This window comes from Lacrimispora brassicae (assembly GCF_054772055.1).
Window position 1 is genome coordinate 187712 of record NZ_BRYH01000041.1, and the last position, 18290, is coordinate 206001.

Genomic DNA, 18290 nt, shown 5'->3' on the forward strand with positions numbered 1-18290 from the left:
AACAAATCATTTCTGAAATGGGGGAAACTATGAAATTTACAAAGCTGATAGAAAAAATCTCAGAAGAATATTCCATTGACATCCTATCACAAGGAGAGGATTTAGAAATACATGATGTTGCTTTGATGGATAACAAGCATGATAATACGATTAGGAATACTCTTTACTTTGGTTATGATAAACAATTAAAAAATACAGCATCTGTTCCACCTCAATGCATAATTGCACGCACGGATCCTGCAGCGTCTCCCCTTTCCACTGTGGGTAATATTGCTTTGGTGACAGAAGACTCTTTATTTCCCATATTCAACGATGTGAAAACTTTGATTGAAACGACTCGCAAAGGAATTTTTGAAGAACTTACTGCTCTCGCAGATAAAACCCATAACATTGAAGCCGTTATTGATGCTGCCTCCGTAAGGCTTGGAAATTCTTTGCTATTTTGTGATATGAACTTTAAAATCATTGCCGCTTCTACATCTGTCCCTGTCCTCGATCCTCTTTGGATAGAGAATACAAAGCAGGGATACTGCTGCTATGAATTTATCAGTGAAGTAAAAGAATTGAAATCCATACGTAACGCTTCCCAGACTACAGCCGCAATAGAAGTCACCTGCACCAAATCCCCTTACCGTAAGTTAAGCAGTAAAGTTTTTCATAATCAAACTCAGATTGGATTTTTATTGATGATTGAAGGAGAGAACAATTTTCTTCCTTCCCATTTTGAAATGCTAAGCACAATAAGCCATGTGATCAGCTACACCATTGCGTACTATACACCGGACTTATTTAAAAAAAACAGCCTTTATCATGAACTATTATATAATATGCTGATTGGAGCGCCTTCCAGGGATATCATGCCAAGACTGGCAGAACTTCAATTTCCTGCCAAAATGATGGTTCTATTCATTCGTCCTATAAGATATCCTGGACAACCCTACTTAAAAAATTTTATATGCAGGAATCTGAAAACACAGATTCCCGGTACCCATGTTACTTATCATAAAAACGGTATTGTTGCGGTTATTCCCTTAAAGGAAGATATTGAAATGGATTCAGAGCTGCTGGAACTATTGAAATGCTTTTCTAAAAAGGAACACATACGAATTGGAATCAGTCATTCTTTTTCCTGCATTGAAAACTTTGTAAGCCACTATGAACAAGCCCATGCTGCATTAGAGTTGGGCCATAAATCAAACCCGGAAGAATTGGTGTCTCACTATCAAAATTATCAGATTTTTGATTTGTTTTCGGAAGTAAAAAATCCCGATCATTTAGAACGGTTCTGCCATCCTGCTCTGGCAGCTCTCAGTCAGTATGACCATGAAAACAGTTCGCAGTTGTATAAGACCTTATGTATGTTCATAGATAAGGGATGCAATATTAAATTAACTTCAGAAAGTCTATATATCCACCGAAATTCTCTTGTCTACCGTTTAAATCGTATCACTGAAATATGCCGGGTTGACCTTTCAGACATTAATACGCTTTTCCTGCTTCGGCTTTCTTTTCTCATAGACCGGTATAATGAGTTAAATGATAGCCTGACTAAATCCTTTCAGCATAATAGAATGCCTTGACAACTTATTTCATCCTTAATTGAATTTTCATAGTGAATCAGATATAATAAAGGAAAAGAATGAACAAATGATGCCAAAAATAAGTATGTCCATATGGAGAAACTTATGAGGAAAAAGGAGGACTCTACATGGCACAATTATTAACTAAGAAAATGATTCGTGAAGTGTTCGTTCGGATGTTAAGTGAACGTCCATTACATAAAATAACAGTGACTGATGTTGTTACTGCTTGTGAAATCAACCGGAATACGTTTTATTACTATTATGCGGATCTTTATGACATTATCTCTGAAATATTCCAAACAGAATTCCAAAAAGTAATCAACGATTATAACGATACTAATTCTTGGGAAGAGAGCTTGCTTCAAGCATTGAATTTTGCCGTAAAGAACAAAAAGGCTGTTTACCATATCTATAATTCCATACAGAAAGAGAAGTTGGAAAAATACTTATTTGATGTCTCAGGTAATGCCATAAGACGTTATGTGGAAAAGATAATGAATAGCCTTGATATTCATGCTTCCCATAGTGATATAAATATTATCATACTATTTTATCAATATGCCCTCACAGAAATGTTAATTAATTGGATTTCTTCCGGGATGAGCGTGGAACAAGAAAATATTATTCGCAGAAGCGGGCAACTATTTAGCGGAAATATAGAACGTTCTTTACGAAAAAGTGTTGAGTTAAATGATAATTGGTAAACTTGCTTCTGTAAGGTAAGTTTATAAAATATATGAAAATTCATCAAATAATCAAGAGTGTTCGATATTCGAACACTCTTGATTATTTGTCTGTATCAATGAAAATCTATTGTTGCTAGAATAAATACAGAAGCTTTATGGGTATGTCATTACGGCAAAATAAATTTGAATTCCCTGAGCTCACTATCATAAAGGAGGTTTAATCATATGTATTACAGCAGTGGTAATTATGAAGCTTTTGCGCATCCTTTGAAGCCGGAAGGTGTGGATAATAAATCCGCTTACTTGATCGGTTCCGGTCTTGCAGCTTTATCAGCAGCTTGTTTTCTTGTCCGTGATGGACAAATGCAGGGAGAACGAATCCATATTTTGGAGAAAGACGATCTCCCAGGCGGTGCCTGTGATGGTTACAAATACAATGAACTTGGATATGTAATACGGGGCGGACGGGAGATGGAAAGTAATTTTGAGTGTATGTGGGATTTGATGCGTTCCATTCCATCCATAGAAACAGAGGGTGTCAGTGTATTAGACGAATACTATTGGCTCAACAAACGTGATCCTAACTATTCTCTTATGCGCGCGACGATCAATCAGGGAGAAGATGCCCATACAGACGGAAAATTTGAGCTGCCCGATAAGGGATCCATGCAGATTATGAAACTGTTTTTTATGCAGGATGAAGACCTGTATGATAAACGCATCGACGAAATATTTAGCGATGAAGTGCTGAATTCTAATTTCTGGTTATACTGGCGTACCATGTTTGCCTTTGAAAATTGGCACAGCGCTTTGGAAATGAAACGCTACCTTCACCGCTTTATTCACCTCATCGGGGGCATGCCCGATTTCAAAGCACTTAAATTTACCAAGTACAATCAATATGAGTCATTAATTCTTCCGATGGTAAAATATCTTGAGAGTCATAACGTTCAATTCCACTATGGAACAAAAGTAGTAAATGTGGAGTTTGATATCCAAAAGGATAAGAAACTGGCAAAGAGTATCTTGTGTACCCACGGTGATACGAAGGATACCATCAACCTGACAGAGAACGACCTTGTTTTCATTACAAATGGAGGCTGCGTTGAAAATTCATCATTGGGCAGCCAAAATCATCCGGCAGAATTCCATTGTGATATCAATGCTGGTGGAGGCTGGGATATGTGGCGCAAAATCGCAGAACAGGATGCATCATTTGGAAATCCAAATAAATTCTGCAGCAACCCTGAGCAGAGCAACTGGATGTCCGCTACTGTTACCACTTTAGATGATCGTATCCCGCCCTATATTCAAAATATTTGTAAACGTGATCCATTCAACGGCAAAGTAGTAACAGGAGGAATTGTAACAGCGAAAGACTCTAACTGGCTTCTTAGCTGGACATTCAATCGCCAGCCGCATTTTAGCAATCAGCCAAAGAATCAGCTAGTTGGTTGGATTTATGGACTATTCAGCGATAAACCAGGTAACTTCGTGAACAAATCCATGCGAGAGTGCACAGGTAAGGAAATCTGTATGGAATGGCTGTATCATATGGGCGTACCTACAGATAAAATCGAAGACCTGGCAGAGCATAGCGCAAATACGGTTCCTTGCATGATGCCTTACATTACTGCATTTTTCATGCCTCGCCGTTTAGGTGACCGTCCTAGTGTTATACCTGAAGGCAGTGTTAATTTCGCTTTCCTTGGACAGTTTGCTGAGACCAAACGGGATACAATCTTTACTACAGAATATTCTGTAAGAACAGGAATGGAGTCCGTTTATACGTTATTGAATATTGATCGTGGTGTGCCTGAGGTTTGGGGAAGTACATACGACATCCGTAGTCTTCTAAATGCTACTGTACAGTTACAAGATGGAAAAACCTTAATGGGTCTTGATTTAGAACCTGACCAGAAAAAGGGTCTTGTTGAGGTGATTAAGAAAGTACAGAATACAGAAATTGAGAAGCTGCTAAAGGAATATCATTTAATAGGGTAAAAGGTCTTAGGGAGGGGATGCGGACAAAAAGCTGGACTAACTTTTTGTCCGCATCCCCTGATCAGCTTTTAATTGAGTGAATATCAAAAGTATTTTAACGTTCACTCAAACTGACTCGGTCACCGTCCTATATAAACTCTTCTTGGAATGGTTATCAAGTCGTTTCCAAGAGGTTCTGAAAATCTTTTTGCTAACACAGAAAAGGGTATATTTTTGAAGTACAAGATCTCCATCATTAAACAAAGCCCATTAACCTTGGGCTTTATTTAAAATCAGTCTGAAATTTTGTATTCGTCTACGACTCCCTGTTTAAAATCCTCATACATCTCTAAAGCCGTTCTTAGAAGCTTTTCTAAGTCCAAGCTTGTTGAATAAAGTGGTGGTTTAATTCTTTTATCAGGAGAAATCAACAATTTAGGATAGATACTCCATGGACTCCCTAATCTTACTTCTTCATTATGATAAACTACCCATATAAATTCTGCAACTCCTGAACGTAGTACCACATTAAACCAAATTCTATATTTGGGTAAATCTTCAACTAAACCTACTTTAAAAAACCTCTCCTTCTTATCATATTTTGTTTCATAACCAAGATCATTAATTATCTTAGTTACTTGTTCAATTGAAATATCAATTATATCCGCCTTTGCAGATATGTCCCTACTGCTTTCTGATAAAGCTTCATATCTCTCAACAAAATTAATTTTAGTCAAGACCTGTTTAATTTCAGGTTTTAATTCAAAACTCATTTTATTCACCTCTAAATCTTAATTCTACCCCATATTCATCAGCTATTCTTGTATATTCATCAATATTGGACAAATTTTAATCTGATCAACTACAACTTCAGGAACGCCAACATTTGTGCAACCACCTGGAATATAGCATTCCGGCCATGCCCCGGTTGTAAAATCTTGCACCTGATTCTTAATCTCATTTTCTCCTCCAATCTATCCCTTTATCGTACCCATTTCATCTATTGACAAAAAACAGAGTTCAACAATATTTTCCCACTTTATCTTATCTTTCAAAGAACAATTAAATGTCCCATGAAGAACGGTATCTTTCATCTTGACTATATATATTCGATTATAGTTTTGCCCATCTAAAGTATAGCCTACAAACTCAAACCAACTCATTGCATCGCCTTCATTTGTGACCACTTCCGTTTGTTCACTAGCCTTAATTGATGGATTAACATTTCTCAATGCCATCTGAAACTGGCTACATATTTCGTTCGCATTGCTATTTTTCGATTCAATTTCTAAAATGCTAAAACACCAGTTTACAGTACTATCTAAACTAGTTAATATCCATTCCGGGGCATCTTTAGACGGATATTTCATCAATTTTACCGATTCCGGCATTACTATAAATTGCTCTGGTAACAACATAGATATTTTAGAATCCGGAAGTGTGATACGCAAAAATGTAATTAACTCATCATCTACATAAATTCCGTTTTCTAATGTTGTATGCTGCTGACGCTCCAATTTCTTTCGAGATTCCACTATAGCTTCATCTATGTATTCCATGCTTTTCCTCCATACTTACGCACTTTTTCTCCTCATCTCGTGTCTCATAATTCTATCCTCCAGCAGCCTGAGATCCGTGCAGTTCGACTATATTGATTAATTTTAATTTTTGTTTTCCAATGATGCTGCAGATAACTTATCAACAAAACTCGTCCAGACTCCTGCCCATTCAAGTCCAAGAGATTTTCATCTCCTCTTTCATATATTCTCAGTCTATCTGATAATAAAGTATCTTTTCAGCTAATACATTTCATGAATGTTGTATTTTACAGTAATTTAAAATAAATAAAAACTTCCCAATGTAGTCATGAAATTTATTTCAATCTAATAATTCTGATTGATCAAATAAATCATTTAATTCTTCTAAAGAAGAATAGGGAATATCCAAAACATCAGATTGTACAAATGTATTATTTATTTTATGATATTGATAGCATACTCCATCTTTGAGCAATGCTTCCTCTAATGTACGATACAAGACATCAGTTTCTTTTATATAAATTGGACTGCTATAATATTCATCTAAACAAGAATAGTAAATAAAATCATGAATAAAATAGTAATTTATTTCCCTTTTCCCCATTTCTCCATAATAAATCAGCTTATATCTAACAACTATGTCGTTTTCATATTTAGTAATTTCTCCTCCTTCTGTACTTCCACCTACCAAAGTCCGTTTATCAATATCTAATCCTTCAGACAACAAATAGTCTCTCATGTCAAGATCTAAGCCCGCAGACGATATATAGTCACTCATGAATTGATTCATATATTCGCTTATTTCATCCTTAATAGTATCGCTTATTATTTTGCTATTTTCATTTTCGGTCGTTGTTTTAGCCAACGATAATTTGCAACCTGATAGCAATAATATTACTAATGTGGTTAATAATAAATTTTTTTTCTTTTCACAAGAATCGCCCCTCATAACGCTCTCTTTCTTACCACGTTTTTTCAAAAGCTTCTGGTGTTGCATAGATCTGTTTCAATTTGGCTGTTGTACTTCCCCAGTCAGGGAGATAAAAATGTGATTTATCAACGAGGCATTTCCAATCCCCTCCCCATTCTAGCTGTCTATAACTTCAACATGATGGCAGCCCCTTATGCTACACTTGTATATCTCCCCGTGCTCGTATGTAGGTATTATCATATACATGCCACACAAATCCTGCATACACTAAACATGTAGACACATAGGGAAGAACAGTCATCATATACCGTAATCCCAATTATCAGACAATAAATTCAATCGGAAATTCCAGTAAAATAATCACTTAAGTTATTATTAAAAGGTGGATAATCCGCCCCCACTGCCAGATATATAAAAAAGATTTTCCGTAACATTATTAAATACCACATCAAACTGTTCAAAGCCCGCTTTCATTGTTGGCATTGTAATAAAGTATTATTTTATCTATATACCCCTGATCCCTTCTCAAATAATACCATTTACTATCTTTACCACACTTTATTCCAAAATTTTCTAGAACTAGTTTGCTTTATATTTTGGCCAATAAAAGCTTTCACTCTTCATCAATAACTGTTACAATATCAAATGTTTCCAAATCAATCATTTTAATTTCGTTCCCTCCAAATCTACGAAAAAATACATAGTTGTCCACTAAATTAATACTTGTGTCTCGCAAGCCGCCTTCAATTTCAATACGATTTATTAATTTACCATTTGTATCTAAAATAACAAATGATGACAAGTCGCTACAAACCAATTGATTATTATTAATATTAAAATTATAATACTCATCTTGATTTATTATTTCAATTTCATTTGAGTTTGTGCTGATCTTTCCTAATTTTAAGTTTTCACGATCAATATAGTACAGGAAACCATCATGAAAAATTAAATTAAATGCAAGCACATCATTCATTTTTTTATTTTCACTACCATCCAAATTCATCTGGTATACTTCACCAAATCCCCCCCCCCCATAAATCCAGTTTTTCCAACTCCTCTACTGTATTTTCCTCCATATTATCTTTTGAAGTATAATATATTTTATCATTGACCACATTAACATTCTCACTAAATATATGATTCAGAGGTGTTATATTTTTCGTTTCTATATCTACACTAATGATATTACGATCAACCAGATAAATCATATTATTATATATTATAAATGGGCATGAATTATTGTAATAAATCTCAACATTACTACCGTCCAGATCGGAACCCACGATCCCCCTCTCAGAAGCATAATATAACCTATTATTATAATAGTTCAAACTACCTTTACAGTCTTCCCGCACTAATTCCATGTACTTAGTGTTCAAATCATACTGATACAGAAGGCCATTTGATGGAATATAATTATCATTTACAAATAGATTTTTATCCACTTTTAAAATATATCCACCATTTATTATATTTCCATTAGAATTTCCCCATTGTATCTTCGGTACATTCGCACTACTTTCATTAATAACCTCGGAATTATTGATTGCTCCATTAGAATAAACGGAACTATTACAGCCTGATAAAATAAAAACACTCAAAATTGCAAACAAAATACGTTTCATTTTTCCTCCTGACTTAATTTCCAGTTTTATAAACCACCTCGCCCTCTTTCGTCAGGACATTCCCATGCCAGACAAGTTTTTCTATAAAACTGTCATCAGGACCATCTCCCCTTATAAAATTTTCAATATAGCCTTCACAAACTTGAAAATCGGCAAGCATATCAAATTCCTGAAATATCACTTTTGTATAATTCTGTGAAGAAAAATTCCAAATATAAAGCTCATGTGTTTCATTCCATGTTCCACCAGTATTTAACACAATATCTGTATATCCATCTAAATTCACATCCATAAACTTGATACCTACAATAATTTGACTTTCAAGAGCAAGAGATTGCAGTTCCTTTGACTCAGAATCCAAAAGAGTTAATGTAAAATTATAATTGGTATCCTTTGATATTGTTACTGTATAAATAATACCGTCATGCAGGATAACATAACTATTTGGCTCATTTAGATTTATATCTATATCCACATTCAACGGACTTTCTTTTAACGTTGAATCATTTTTCATTGATTCTGTACCAGTTTCCGTCACCATTTCACTAGAAGACACTTCAACTGTAGTAACTCCATTTTCTAGTTCATTTGATATTATCGCATTTTTATTTTCATCTGCAAAAATTTCCGTTGGCTCTTTAATAGCATCCTGATTTGTTAAGTTACCCTCTATAACCTCATTGCTTAATTCCTGGCGTTGTTCCAAATTAGAACAGGATGCTAAGGCAAGAAATGCAACACTAACTCCTATAATAAATAATAATTTTTTCATAGTTACCTCTTTCATTAAACGGTTGATTATCACACCACTTTCATTATATTGTATAGTTTTTCTGCAGTCTTAGCTCTGCTGGGTGCCTTGCTATTATAATCCTTTGGTATTTCATACTTTACACATAGATTATATCCAGCATTATATCCAGCTGTACCTGAATCCAAATTGCCAGCATTGGCAGTCAACCAGTTTGAATAAATACTGTAATAAGAACCATTTAATTCTCGACTAATCAGCTTGCCTTCTGACTCTACCACCTCATCAAATGTTATACTACTATTGCCTCCGGTAACCTCCATATAAACCTCTACCAAAGTCTTAGTTCTTCCACCCGTCCATTGAACACAGCCCAGACCAAATTTCCCTTTATTCCAGCTATAAGACTCCAGTACACACAATAGATCGTATACATTAACTTGTATATTTCCCTGTACTCTTATGTAGGTATTATCATTACATGCCACACAAATCCTGCATACACTAAACATGTAGACACATAGGGAAGAACAGTCATCATATAGCGTAATCCCAGTTATCAGACAATAAATTCAATCGAAAATTTCTCAAAATAATTACTTAAATTATTATTAAAAGGTGGATAATCCGCCCCCACTGCCAGATAAATAAAAAAGATTTCCCGTAACATTATTAAATACCACATCAAACTGTTCAAAGCCTGCTTTCATTGTAGGCATTGTAATAAAGTAATAATTCCCTACTGTTCCGGTATAGTCAAAGTCCTCTATCGTAACTGGACCACCCATGCTTTCTATATATTCTGCTGATAATTCAGCATTTGCGAGGTTTTTTATAAAATATTTATAAGTTATACATCTTGCTTGCTCTATACTGTATTGGGGAGGATTAATATCCACTTTTTTGTCTATCCAAACAAATGGCAAATAACCTTCATATTTTTGTAAGACCCCAGTGCTATACTCTTCTTCTCCAAAACTCTCAAATAAAAAATACTCTTCTTCCTCCAATACTACTTTTTCGTTGTCAGGCACCTGGACTTCATTCCAAAAATTGTTTAGTGCATTTATAGGAATATTATATGTTCCATCTAGAAATTTTACTGTGCCCGCAACTGGAAAGCCATTTAGAAATAAAATTGCATCTGACTGTACAAAGACTGGTATCCCCTCATCCCCATAACTAACGGAATATACATTGTCACCTACTTCCGTGTTTATATTCCATTCGACCTCTTTTTGGGGTAATGGATACTGTTCAAAACTCGGCACTTGTACTAGGTAAAATAATAGTATAATTGACAATATAATCGATTTCATTATCACAAGACTCCCTTAATAAAGTCCTCTAATTGTCGTTCTTGATATGAGTTCTTACATCGGTATAATCTGTTGCAAACAATGTAAATTTATAAGTTTCCTCTTCAACGTGTTCGCAAGCTATCTGGTAAGAAAGTATTTTTTCAGCCAATTCATTTCCTTCTAGAATACTTGTGTTATGATTATTATATTTTACGGTTATTCCAATTGTATTAAAAAATTCTTCTATGGCTGTTTTGAAATTATTGTAACGGCCTTCTTTTCCATACTCTTCCGTATACATTAATTCTTCTGATATTACATTTCCATTTTCAAATTGATATCCTGTATATTCAAAATCTGAACTTCCAACTCCATTTTGAGAAAATGAACCTGCAATTTGCAACTTATTATCTTCTAATCTCAATACCCAATAATTACAATAAAAACCATCTGCAAATGCATAGATATCTGTTGAGGATTCTATCATAATATATTTACTGCCATTAGCCGATATGGTCGAAATAAACAAATTTTCTACTGCACTGTGATTAGAGAAAATGCTAGTATATATTTTATTCCGCTCTCCGCTATATGCATAAATTTCTGTTTCATCAATCTTATAGGGAATATCATTCTGCAATCCATAAACTGCTGCATATAAATTATATCCAGAGTAAAATTTGTTTTCTAAGGTCTCCGACTTATCTTCCTTATAATAAAGCAAAAGTAACTCTTTCTGCCCATCACCCTTCATATCTTCTATATATGCCGAGACAATCCCACCTGGATTAAACCAACTACCATCTTGTGCATTCTGCATAATTCCATAAGTAGAATCCATTGATGCAAGTCCATACTGTGGTATTAATTCATCTCTGATATAACTATAATATACATCTAATTCATTTACATAATCTGGGTCATTACTATTCGTTGTTTCAATTGTGGCCTGTACATCCCCTGCGCAAGATGTTAATAAAAATAAAGCAATACACAAAATGATTATGATATACCTTTTTAAATGTTTCAAAATTATTCCTCCTCTATTTTTCTATTCTCCAATAACCAGAAGTTCTTGATGTCCAACTTGCTTTTGATCTCTTTACTGGCAATGATGAATATACTTTTCCCCACGACCATATGGAAGTCGAGCCATCTTGTGTATCGTAACTATCAATTACTTCAACATGATGGCAGCCATTATGCTGCACTTGTATATCTCCCCGTGCTGGTATATATGTACTATCATATGCATGCCACACAAATCCTACAGAACTTAATGCAGTACCTAATGCGGCTGAATAGTTACTACTACTCTTATTATAAGCCCATGAATTATACTGAGTTGAGGAAGCACTTCCTACATACACTAAACAGGCAGATACATAGGAAGAACAGTCATCATATACACTAGGGTAAATTAATGGGCAGCTATAAGCTCTTCTATTTGTATTTTTACCGTCGTTACTTAAATATGTACTAACATTTGCCACATACCACGTCCCCATTGCTTCAACCGATTGCATCCATTCTTCAATTTTATTTCTTTCTGCACACCCCCCATCTGCATCTGCAAAATAAGTTTTTCCAGACACCTTATCAATAATTGTCTCCGACACAGCCATAGAACCATCATCTTTTAAGTAATATAGCTTTCCTTTCCACTCTCTAAGGCTGGACTTTTGCATCGTTCCATTACTACGTTGAAAATACCATTTCCCTTTATAACCGATCCATTCAGAAACTGCCATTGTCCCATTTCCATGAAAATAAAACCAGTGCATTTCTCCATTATATTCAAGCTCTATCCAACTGGTAACCATATGACCATACTTTTCCACTCCGGAACTATCCTTCTTTGAAAAGAAATAAAACCACTGAGCCTTTCCTTCATAAACAATCTTTTGCCATTCCGTCTGCATCCAATAATCAGAAAAATAATACCATTTTCCATTATCTTTAAGCCAGCCTTCCTTCCTGTAATAATTTCCTGTCTCCTCTCCCCATTTCCAACCTTTTTCTGAACGAAATAATTTCCAACCATAGGGTACAATCTCAAATACAGGCTGAGCAGAGTTGTTTTGAGATGCCAACAGGTACGAATTATTTGCAAATTCATTGCTGGCACTGACATTATAACTAAATAGGAACTGCCCTGTCATATTGTCTTTCCCAACAACGATCTGATTTGCACTGGACATTCCTCCTAAAGCCTTCAACAGCATATGATTATCTGAATTGGCATTTATCACAACCGGCATACTACCCAACGCTTTTGCAATACTTGATCCAAAATCTGGCATAAGCCGGACATTCTCCTGAGAAAGTGCAGGAAGAGAATTATATTGACTGGCTGTTAAATAGGTCTTCTGCCCATATCCATTAAATTCATTACTCATATGAAAAGAACTGTTTTTATTTCCCATTACTTCTCACTCCCCCCTATTTCAATCTTACAAATACCATTTACTTTGTCCATATAATCTCCACACAATACTTGAATCTTATTTTCTAGCATCAAAGAACTGGCAATAATTTTATCCGCTGTTTCTTTTACAATTGATTCTATGATTGTCTGGAATCCCTGCCAGCTATCATATAATAATAACTGTTTTAAATAAAACAATTCATAAGCTTCCAAACGCAAAAATTCCTTGCGCAGCATTTTTTCCAGTTCCGCCATATCTTGTTTGACGCTATCATATACTATTTCAGGAGTCCAGTATACATACGTTGTACCTTTGTCCATATAAAGCATGGAAGTACTCATTCCCAACGCCAGTTCATAGCTTTCTGTATAATTGCTGGAGATTAACCGAAAAAAGGTAAGATACTTTATTTTATCCTGATTCCCAGTTTCTTGTCTGGTTTCTTGTGCTTTTATCAACATATCCAATCGGGAGCTAAAGGAAGGAATCATCTGTTTATAATTCTTGACTATATATCCCTTTCTTTCACTCAGCCGTTTTTCCCGATATTCTTGTATATAGGTCTCCAATTCTGTTATACGGTCCATCTTCGCTGCCCCCTGCCTGGTTTTCTTATCCCTGATATATCCCGATCTCATCCGGCGAGTCTACTGTAATCGTATTTGCTTTAAACTTTATGGTTTCCTCAGCAATGATCTCCAGATTCTGGGATGTTCTGGCTGCTATCAAAGAATTCTCCAATAACACATTATGGTTTCCACTTTTTGACAAGCTTACTGTGCTATCAAAAAGGTTCATGCATTGATCTCCTGCAATATCCAATATCCTGTTTTTATAATCAGATTTTTCATGAGCTTTGTTCTGTTTTTTATGGATACAATGAATCACGATTCCTTCCCGTTCATCCTGGCTTCCAAAGTACAAAGATACAGGAGCTCCTGGTTCTGGCACTGCATAAAGAACATTACCGGTATCCGGCAGCCACTCATAAAAATATTCTCCAGTATCCGCACCATTATCAATATCCAATACAATATTTACAGTTTCTTCTTTTATGCTCTGAACAACTCCAGACAGGCTAATGCCAGCAAACTGTTCCTGATATCCTACTTTTACTGTATTGGTCTTCCCTTCTTCGAGCAAATAATAAAATTGAACCTGACCATTCTGATATTCAACCCTTTTCTCGCAAATAATCATTTCCTGCTCAAGAAACGTCGTGCGGTCCCCCAATTTATAATTTATAAGATCCTTTACCCAATATTTGATTCCTGTTTTATCCACTTCTGCAAGATACCAGGCTTCTGAAAAGGATGGCACTGCTTCGCCTTTTCGCATTCCAACCCAAAAGCATGGATTCCCGCTTTCCACATCCGGGATAACCGGAATGTTTAAATGGCTGGCAAGGCGTTTACAAAATTCCCAGTCCGTTTCTTCATACTGGATGACCGGCTTGTCTATGACTTTGGTTTTATCTGCTGTGCAAATAACCTGCCCGCCCTCTCTCTGGGAAACCTGACTAATGATTTCATAAAATGACGTTTTAACGTCTTGAAATGACCGGCTGCGTTTTTTCTGATCCAACAGGATAGACGCCGATACTCCTGTAATACAGACTTTTTCCATTCCTGCCTGTACTGTTTTTACTATATTTAATAAGCGGCCATGAAATATAATCTGTTCACTGGCACCATCCTCGATCCATATTTTTATCTGACTTTCATATAGACGACTCCAATTCCATGTTATATTTGCTTCCACATAACCTTCCAGTTTCAAATGCGCATGGTGTTGTGGCTTCCATACCACTTCAAAAGACTCACAATTCAGCATCGGAAGCTCAACATCCAGCCGCAAATTATCCGTCATATTTATTATCATGTTCCCACCTCCTTCGTGTCTTACAACTTAATCCGGGCTCCCTGCAAACTCAGATCACCGCCAAGGTCCATTTCCGTATCTCCCTGTTTTAAGCGAACCTTCTTTGAAGCATTTAGCTCAATTGTACCGCTGGAACTGGTAATATTCATATTCTTTTTGGACCGGATCGACACAGAACCTTCGCTTCTGATTTCAATTCCATCGTCATCTAATTTAATATATGTACCATGATTGTTTGTCATCAGGATATGTTCCGGTGTCAGTTGTATTTCTTTTCCTTCTTTGTTTCGCCAGAATTTTTTATCCGGATCTTGCCGCAGCTCTGCATTTCCTTCGTGGTAAGCACTTATCACATAGGCCTCTGCTTCGTCTTTTGTCGGAAAATAAATTCTTACCCGGTCTCCTGCTTCAGGCATGCAGTACCAGCCGGTTCCATCAGATGATGAGTAAACCGTTGCAAATGGAAACCAGCAATATCCTGATGACTGGATATTATCATCTTTATCAATTTTTACATGCACCATTTCATGCTTAACTTTGACAACACTGCCAATTAACGATATGCCTGCTACTGTCTGGCTATATTGACGAGGCAGGCAAAGTCCCCGTTTAGTCTTCATATAATAGGTATGATACAATTCATCTCCCTTTAATAAGGTCTTTATTGTTGAAATATACATCTCTTTTCCATCTATAATTTTATTCTGCCCCAGTTCATAGATCTCCCGGTCTTCCCATATATAAGATACAGTATCATCCTGTGAGATATTCAGTCCTTGTGCTCTTTTCTTGCTGTATTCCTGCATATCGCTTATGATTGTATACTCACAAGTATTCTCGCTGATGCTGTCATTTCTGTTGGGAAGCCCAAAGTAGTATTTCACTCCTTCTGTTTTATATTCCGGCACAACCACTGTTTGAATTTTGCTTGCCAAACGCTTGATAAACTGCCAGTCTGTTTCCCTATATTGCATAATAAACGCATCTATGGTTTTCTTTTTTCCTTCTGTTATAATATTGTCACTATTTGGATAAGCTTTTCCGCACACTTCCAGCAGCTTATCATAGGTCAAATATTTATCCTGGAAACTTCTTATTCTTGTTTCCGTATCCATCAAGGTACTTCCTGATTTTAAGGAAGCTTCAACGATACAGGTCTGATTCTCCACCTTTACCTGCAGATGTTCCAGTACTCCAAAAAATAGAGAATATTCTTTATCGCCAGATATTGCGGCTATCTGCATCCACGTCTGTTTTCTTCCCAGCGCCATGCACTCTTGTTTCTTTTCAAAAGGAATTTGGCCGCTAAATCTTACCCAGGCATGATCATTTACCTGTTTCACTCCTTCATACGATAAAATTTCAAGATATTCCATTGGGTGAATTACAATTCTTTCTTCTCTCATAAGTTCTCCTTTACTGTATCAACTTTATAATGTACGATTAAAGACAACGCTTCAAAAACAACTCTAAAAAGACTTCATGTTAAGAATATTAGTTAAGTGTCCCAAAAACTTCAGTATAGGTTTGAGAAGGAATAGAAGCATCTATTGCCTCAAAAAAACTCTTTGTTATTTTGTCCCAATCATTTTCGGTAACTAAAACACTATTATATCCATCAACACTTATAAATCTCTCTTTGTCCCAGTTTGCTGTTTTTTCATCATATTCACTATATATCTCAAAACTTATACTTTGAGATACCTTGCCATCATTATCTAACGATTCATAACTATAGACTATTCTATTTGCGCTTGTTTGATCAAAATAATACAATTGTCCAGAACCTAAAACATGCCATTTGTCGTAACTCCTGTAGTACATATACACTTGATTTTCTTCTGGTATATATTTAAGTACAGTCGGTCCATCAGCTTCTATACTCAATTCTGGTAATCCGTCTCCATCAAAGTCAATGTTGTAGTAGTTGGCAGTTTTTAGGACAAAATCCTGAAATTCATCATTTGTTAATTCTTTGCCCCCAAGAAGATCTTTAAAAAATATAGTCTCTCCAGTATCTCGCCGCTTTATTGGAATCATGTTATTTATTGCCTTTAAATAAGCCTCTTTAAATATTTTGTCTGTTTCTAAAGTATATTTATTTGTATTTATTGGATAGTTTATGATCGTAAAATCAATCTTACTAACTTTTTCAGCAATGAATTGAATTTCATCTTCTATTTTAAAGTCGTTTGAAACATCTTTAGCTTCAAAAATGGCATTATAGTTTTTGCCATCTATGTCTTCATTGGTGGTTTCTTCTGATACTCTTTCTACATTATTGTAAGGAGAGTATCCAGAGCAAGACGCAAGTATTAATGTGATAATAAGACATAGTCCTATTCTAATTTGTTGTCTTTTCATTTTTTCACCAACTTCTTCCATATACGATTATATCTATAACCTTATATTTACTCATACGGGTACCTACAGTCATTGGTAAATGCCCCGTATAATTAAACTCCGGGCATAGGCAGGAGCCAAAATGATAGATATTGGATTTCCCGCCATCAATCGTCGTCATCACTGGTGGATTTTCTTTATATATCCCATGATCCTGGCTTGTATCCAATAAAGAATAATCGGTTCCATACGAACAGCTAAGTTTTGATCCTCGCAGAGCTTATTGCTGTTTTAACAAAAGTCCAATATGAAATAATACAATTAAATTCTAATATTTAATAGATGCCAAATTACATTGCTTTTTTCTAGTTACCATTTTTCAACTTTTAAAAAGTCAGATATATCATCGAGATTAAGTGTTATATGTTTATCATAATCTAGCACAATGACTAACTTACCGTCGCGCAAGTAAAATGACTTTCTCAAAATAAGCGGCCCTAATGACTCATCAACTGTCGCATACCCTTCTTGAATCACTTGTTTTTGGGTATAGGAACACTCTTCCAGTTCATTTATTAATTCATCAATCGTGAATTTATTTAAATATTCCCAATTACCTTCCGCACCACCATACGCCATAGAATTTATTGATTCTTTTACTAAATTTGTTTTTTGAATATGTTCTACAAATTCTGCATCAATTCGCACTAAATTATTAAGCATAACACGATTTCCAGTCTTCATATCAATCGTAATGTAATCTTTAATATAGTCAAGTCTTCTATCACTATATTCAAAAGAATTTGCAAATGATAAATATTTTTCGTTATGGCAATAAATATATAAATCAACCGATGTGGCATTTACTACTTTACCTTCAATCCAAGATGTCATTGCCTGTCTTATATTTTCATTTATTCTGTCTTGGAGGGATGTATCAAACATATTTTGTACATTAATTGTATCAAACGAAAAGTCATTGCTCCAAGGTAAATGACTTAATCTTGAGCTATTATAAAAAGAAATAGTATACTCGTTTGCTAGTTCATTAGTATACTCTATAGCAAAATCATCTTTAGCTGATAATTCATTCGATACATAGTTACCTGATTCATCATCTTTTTCAAGATTTTGCTTTTTACAAGCCGTGGCTAAAAATAAAAAACATGCAAAAATTATTAAACAACTACTTAAAGCTTTTGATCGCTTCATCATAACTATTCTCCCTATTGTAAA

19 protein-coding genes are annotated in these 18290 nt (G+C 35.3%); 3 read left to right on the forward strand and 16 right to left on the reverse strand.

Features of this window, described 5'->3' with window-relative positions; translation table 11 throughout:
* Window positions 1-29 precede the first annotated feature (29 nt).
* From ACYVD3_RS19235 to ACYVD3_RS19245, 3 genes are all read left to right on the forward strand, one after another.
* The gene (locus ACYVD3_RS19235; protein ID WP_460644103.1) at window positions 30-1580 is read left to right on the forward strand and encodes a PucR family transcriptional regulator; all 1551 of its coding nucleotides are present in this window, start codon (window positions 30-32) and stop codon (window positions 1578-1580) included.
* Between the two features lie 128 nt (window positions 1581-1708).
* The gene (locus tag ACYVD3_RS19240; protein WP_460644104.1) at window positions 1709-2287 is read left to right on the forward strand and encodes a TetR/AcrR family transcriptional regulator; all 579 of its coding nucleotides are present in this window, start codon (window positions 1709-1711) and stop codon (window positions 2285-2287) included.
* A 207-nt stretch (window positions 2288-2494) separates the two neighbouring features.
* A complete protein-coding gene (locus ACYVD3_RS19245) occupies window positions 2495-4273 on the forward strand; it encodes an oleate hydratase (RefSeq protein WP_460644105.1) in 1779 nt (592 codons plus the stop codon).
* Window positions 4274-4545: 272 nt separating this feature from the next.
* Here ACYVD3_RS19245 and ACYVD3_RS19250 read toward each other — a convergent pair whose 3' ends face one another.
* The 16 genes from ACYVD3_RS19250 to ACYVD3_RS19325 form a co-directional block, all read right to left on the reverse strand.
* Entirely contained in the window at window positions 4546-5025 is a 480-nt protein-coding gene (locus ACYVD3_RS19250; protein ID WP_460644106.1) for a hypothetical protein, read from the reverse strand.
* A gap of 201 nt (window positions 5026-5226) precedes the next feature.
* Window positions 5227-5811, reverse strand: coding sequence for a hypothetical protein (locus tag ACYVD3_RS19255; protein ID WP_460644107.1), 585 nt, complete (start codon window positions 5809-5811; stop codon window positions 5227-5229).
* A gap of 319 nt (window positions 5812-6130) precedes the next feature.
* Window positions 6131-6787 carry a hypothetical protein gene (locus ACYVD3_RS19260; protein ID WP_460644108.1) on the reverse strand — a complete coding sequence of 219 codons (657 nt, stop codon included), beginning with the start codon at window positions 6785-6787 and terminating at the stop codon, window positions 6131-6133.
* 547 nt (window positions 6788-7334) lie between these two features.
* Complete coding sequence (locus ACYVD3_RS19265; RefSeq protein WP_460644109.1) at window positions 7335-7727, reverse strand: DUF5050 domain-containing protein; 393 nt, start codon at window positions 7725-7727, stop codon at window positions 7335-7337.
* Between the two features lie 10 nt (window positions 7728-7737).
* Entirely contained in the window at window positions 7738-8349 is a 612-nt protein-coding gene (locus ACYVD3_RS19270; protein WP_460644110.1) for a lipoprotein, read from the reverse strand.
* A 13-nt stretch (window positions 8350-8362) separates the two neighbouring features.
* Window positions 8363-9121, reverse strand: coding sequence for a hypothetical protein (locus ACYVD3_RS19275; RefSeq protein WP_460644111.1), 759 nt, complete (start codon window positions 9119-9121; stop codon window positions 8363-8365).
* Between the two features lie 29 nt (window positions 9122-9150).
* Window positions 9151-9588 (reverse strand): phage tail tip lysozyme, encoded by a 438-nt coding sequence (locus ACYVD3_RS19280; RefSeq protein ID WP_460644112.1) that lies wholly within the window; start codon window positions 9586-9588, stop codon window positions 9151-9153.
* Window positions 9589-9711: 123 nt separating this feature from the next.
* Complete coding sequence (locus ACYVD3_RS19285; protein ID WP_460644113.1) at window positions 9712-10419, reverse strand: hypothetical protein; 708 nt, start codon at window positions 10417-10419, stop codon at window positions 9712-9714.
* Between the two features lie 28 nt (window positions 10420-10447).
* Complete coding sequence (locus ACYVD3_RS19290) at window positions 10448-11431, reverse strand: hypothetical protein (protein ID WP_460644114.1); 984 nt, start codon at window positions 11429-11431, stop codon at window positions 10448-10450.
* A 13-nt stretch (window positions 11432-11444) separates the two neighbouring features.
* On the reverse strand, window positions 11445-12827 hold the full coding sequence (locus tag ACYVD3_RS19295) for a hypothetical protein (protein ID WP_460644115.1): 1383 nt from the start codon (window positions 12825-12827) through the stop codon (window positions 11445-11447).
* A complete protein-coding gene (locus ACYVD3_RS19300) occupies window positions 12827-13417 on the reverse strand; it encodes a hypothetical protein (protein WP_460644116.1) in 591 nt (196 codons plus the stop codon). Before ACYVD3_RS19300 ends, ACYVD3_RS19295 begins: the two co-directional genes overlap by 1 nt.
* Before the next feature lie 25 nt (window positions 13418-13442).
* Window positions 13443-14711, reverse strand: coding sequence for a contractile injection system protein, VgrG/Pvc8 family (locus tag ACYVD3_RS19305; protein WP_460644117.1), 1269 nt, complete (start codon window positions 14709-14711; stop codon window positions 13443-13445).
* A gap of 20 nt (window positions 14712-14731) precedes the next feature.
* The gene (locus tag ACYVD3_RS19310) at window positions 14732-16117 is read right to left on the reverse strand and encodes a phage baseplate assembly protein V (RefSeq protein ID WP_460644118.1); all 1386 of its coding nucleotides are present in this window, start codon (window positions 16115-16117) and stop codon (window positions 14732-14734) included.
* Between the two features lie 88 nt (window positions 16118-16205).
* Complete coding sequence (locus ACYVD3_RS19315) at window positions 16206-17096, reverse strand: hypothetical protein (RefSeq protein ID WP_460644119.1); 891 nt, start codon at window positions 17094-17096, stop codon at window positions 16206-16208.
* Window positions 17080-17331, reverse strand: a complete 252-nt coding sequence (locus ACYVD3_RS19320) for a PAAR-like protein (protein WP_460644179.1) — start codon at window positions 17329-17331, stop codon at window positions 17080-17082. The genes ACYVD3_RS19315 and ACYVD3_RS19320 overlap by 17 nt, the downstream gene beginning before the upstream one ends.
* 92 nt (window positions 17332-17423) lie before the next feature.
* Window positions 17424-18269, reverse strand: coding sequence for a hypothetical protein (locus ACYVD3_RS19325; RefSeq protein WP_460644120.1), 846 nt, complete (start codon window positions 18267-18269; stop codon window positions 17424-17426).
* Window positions 18270-18290: the final 21 nt, after the last annotated feature.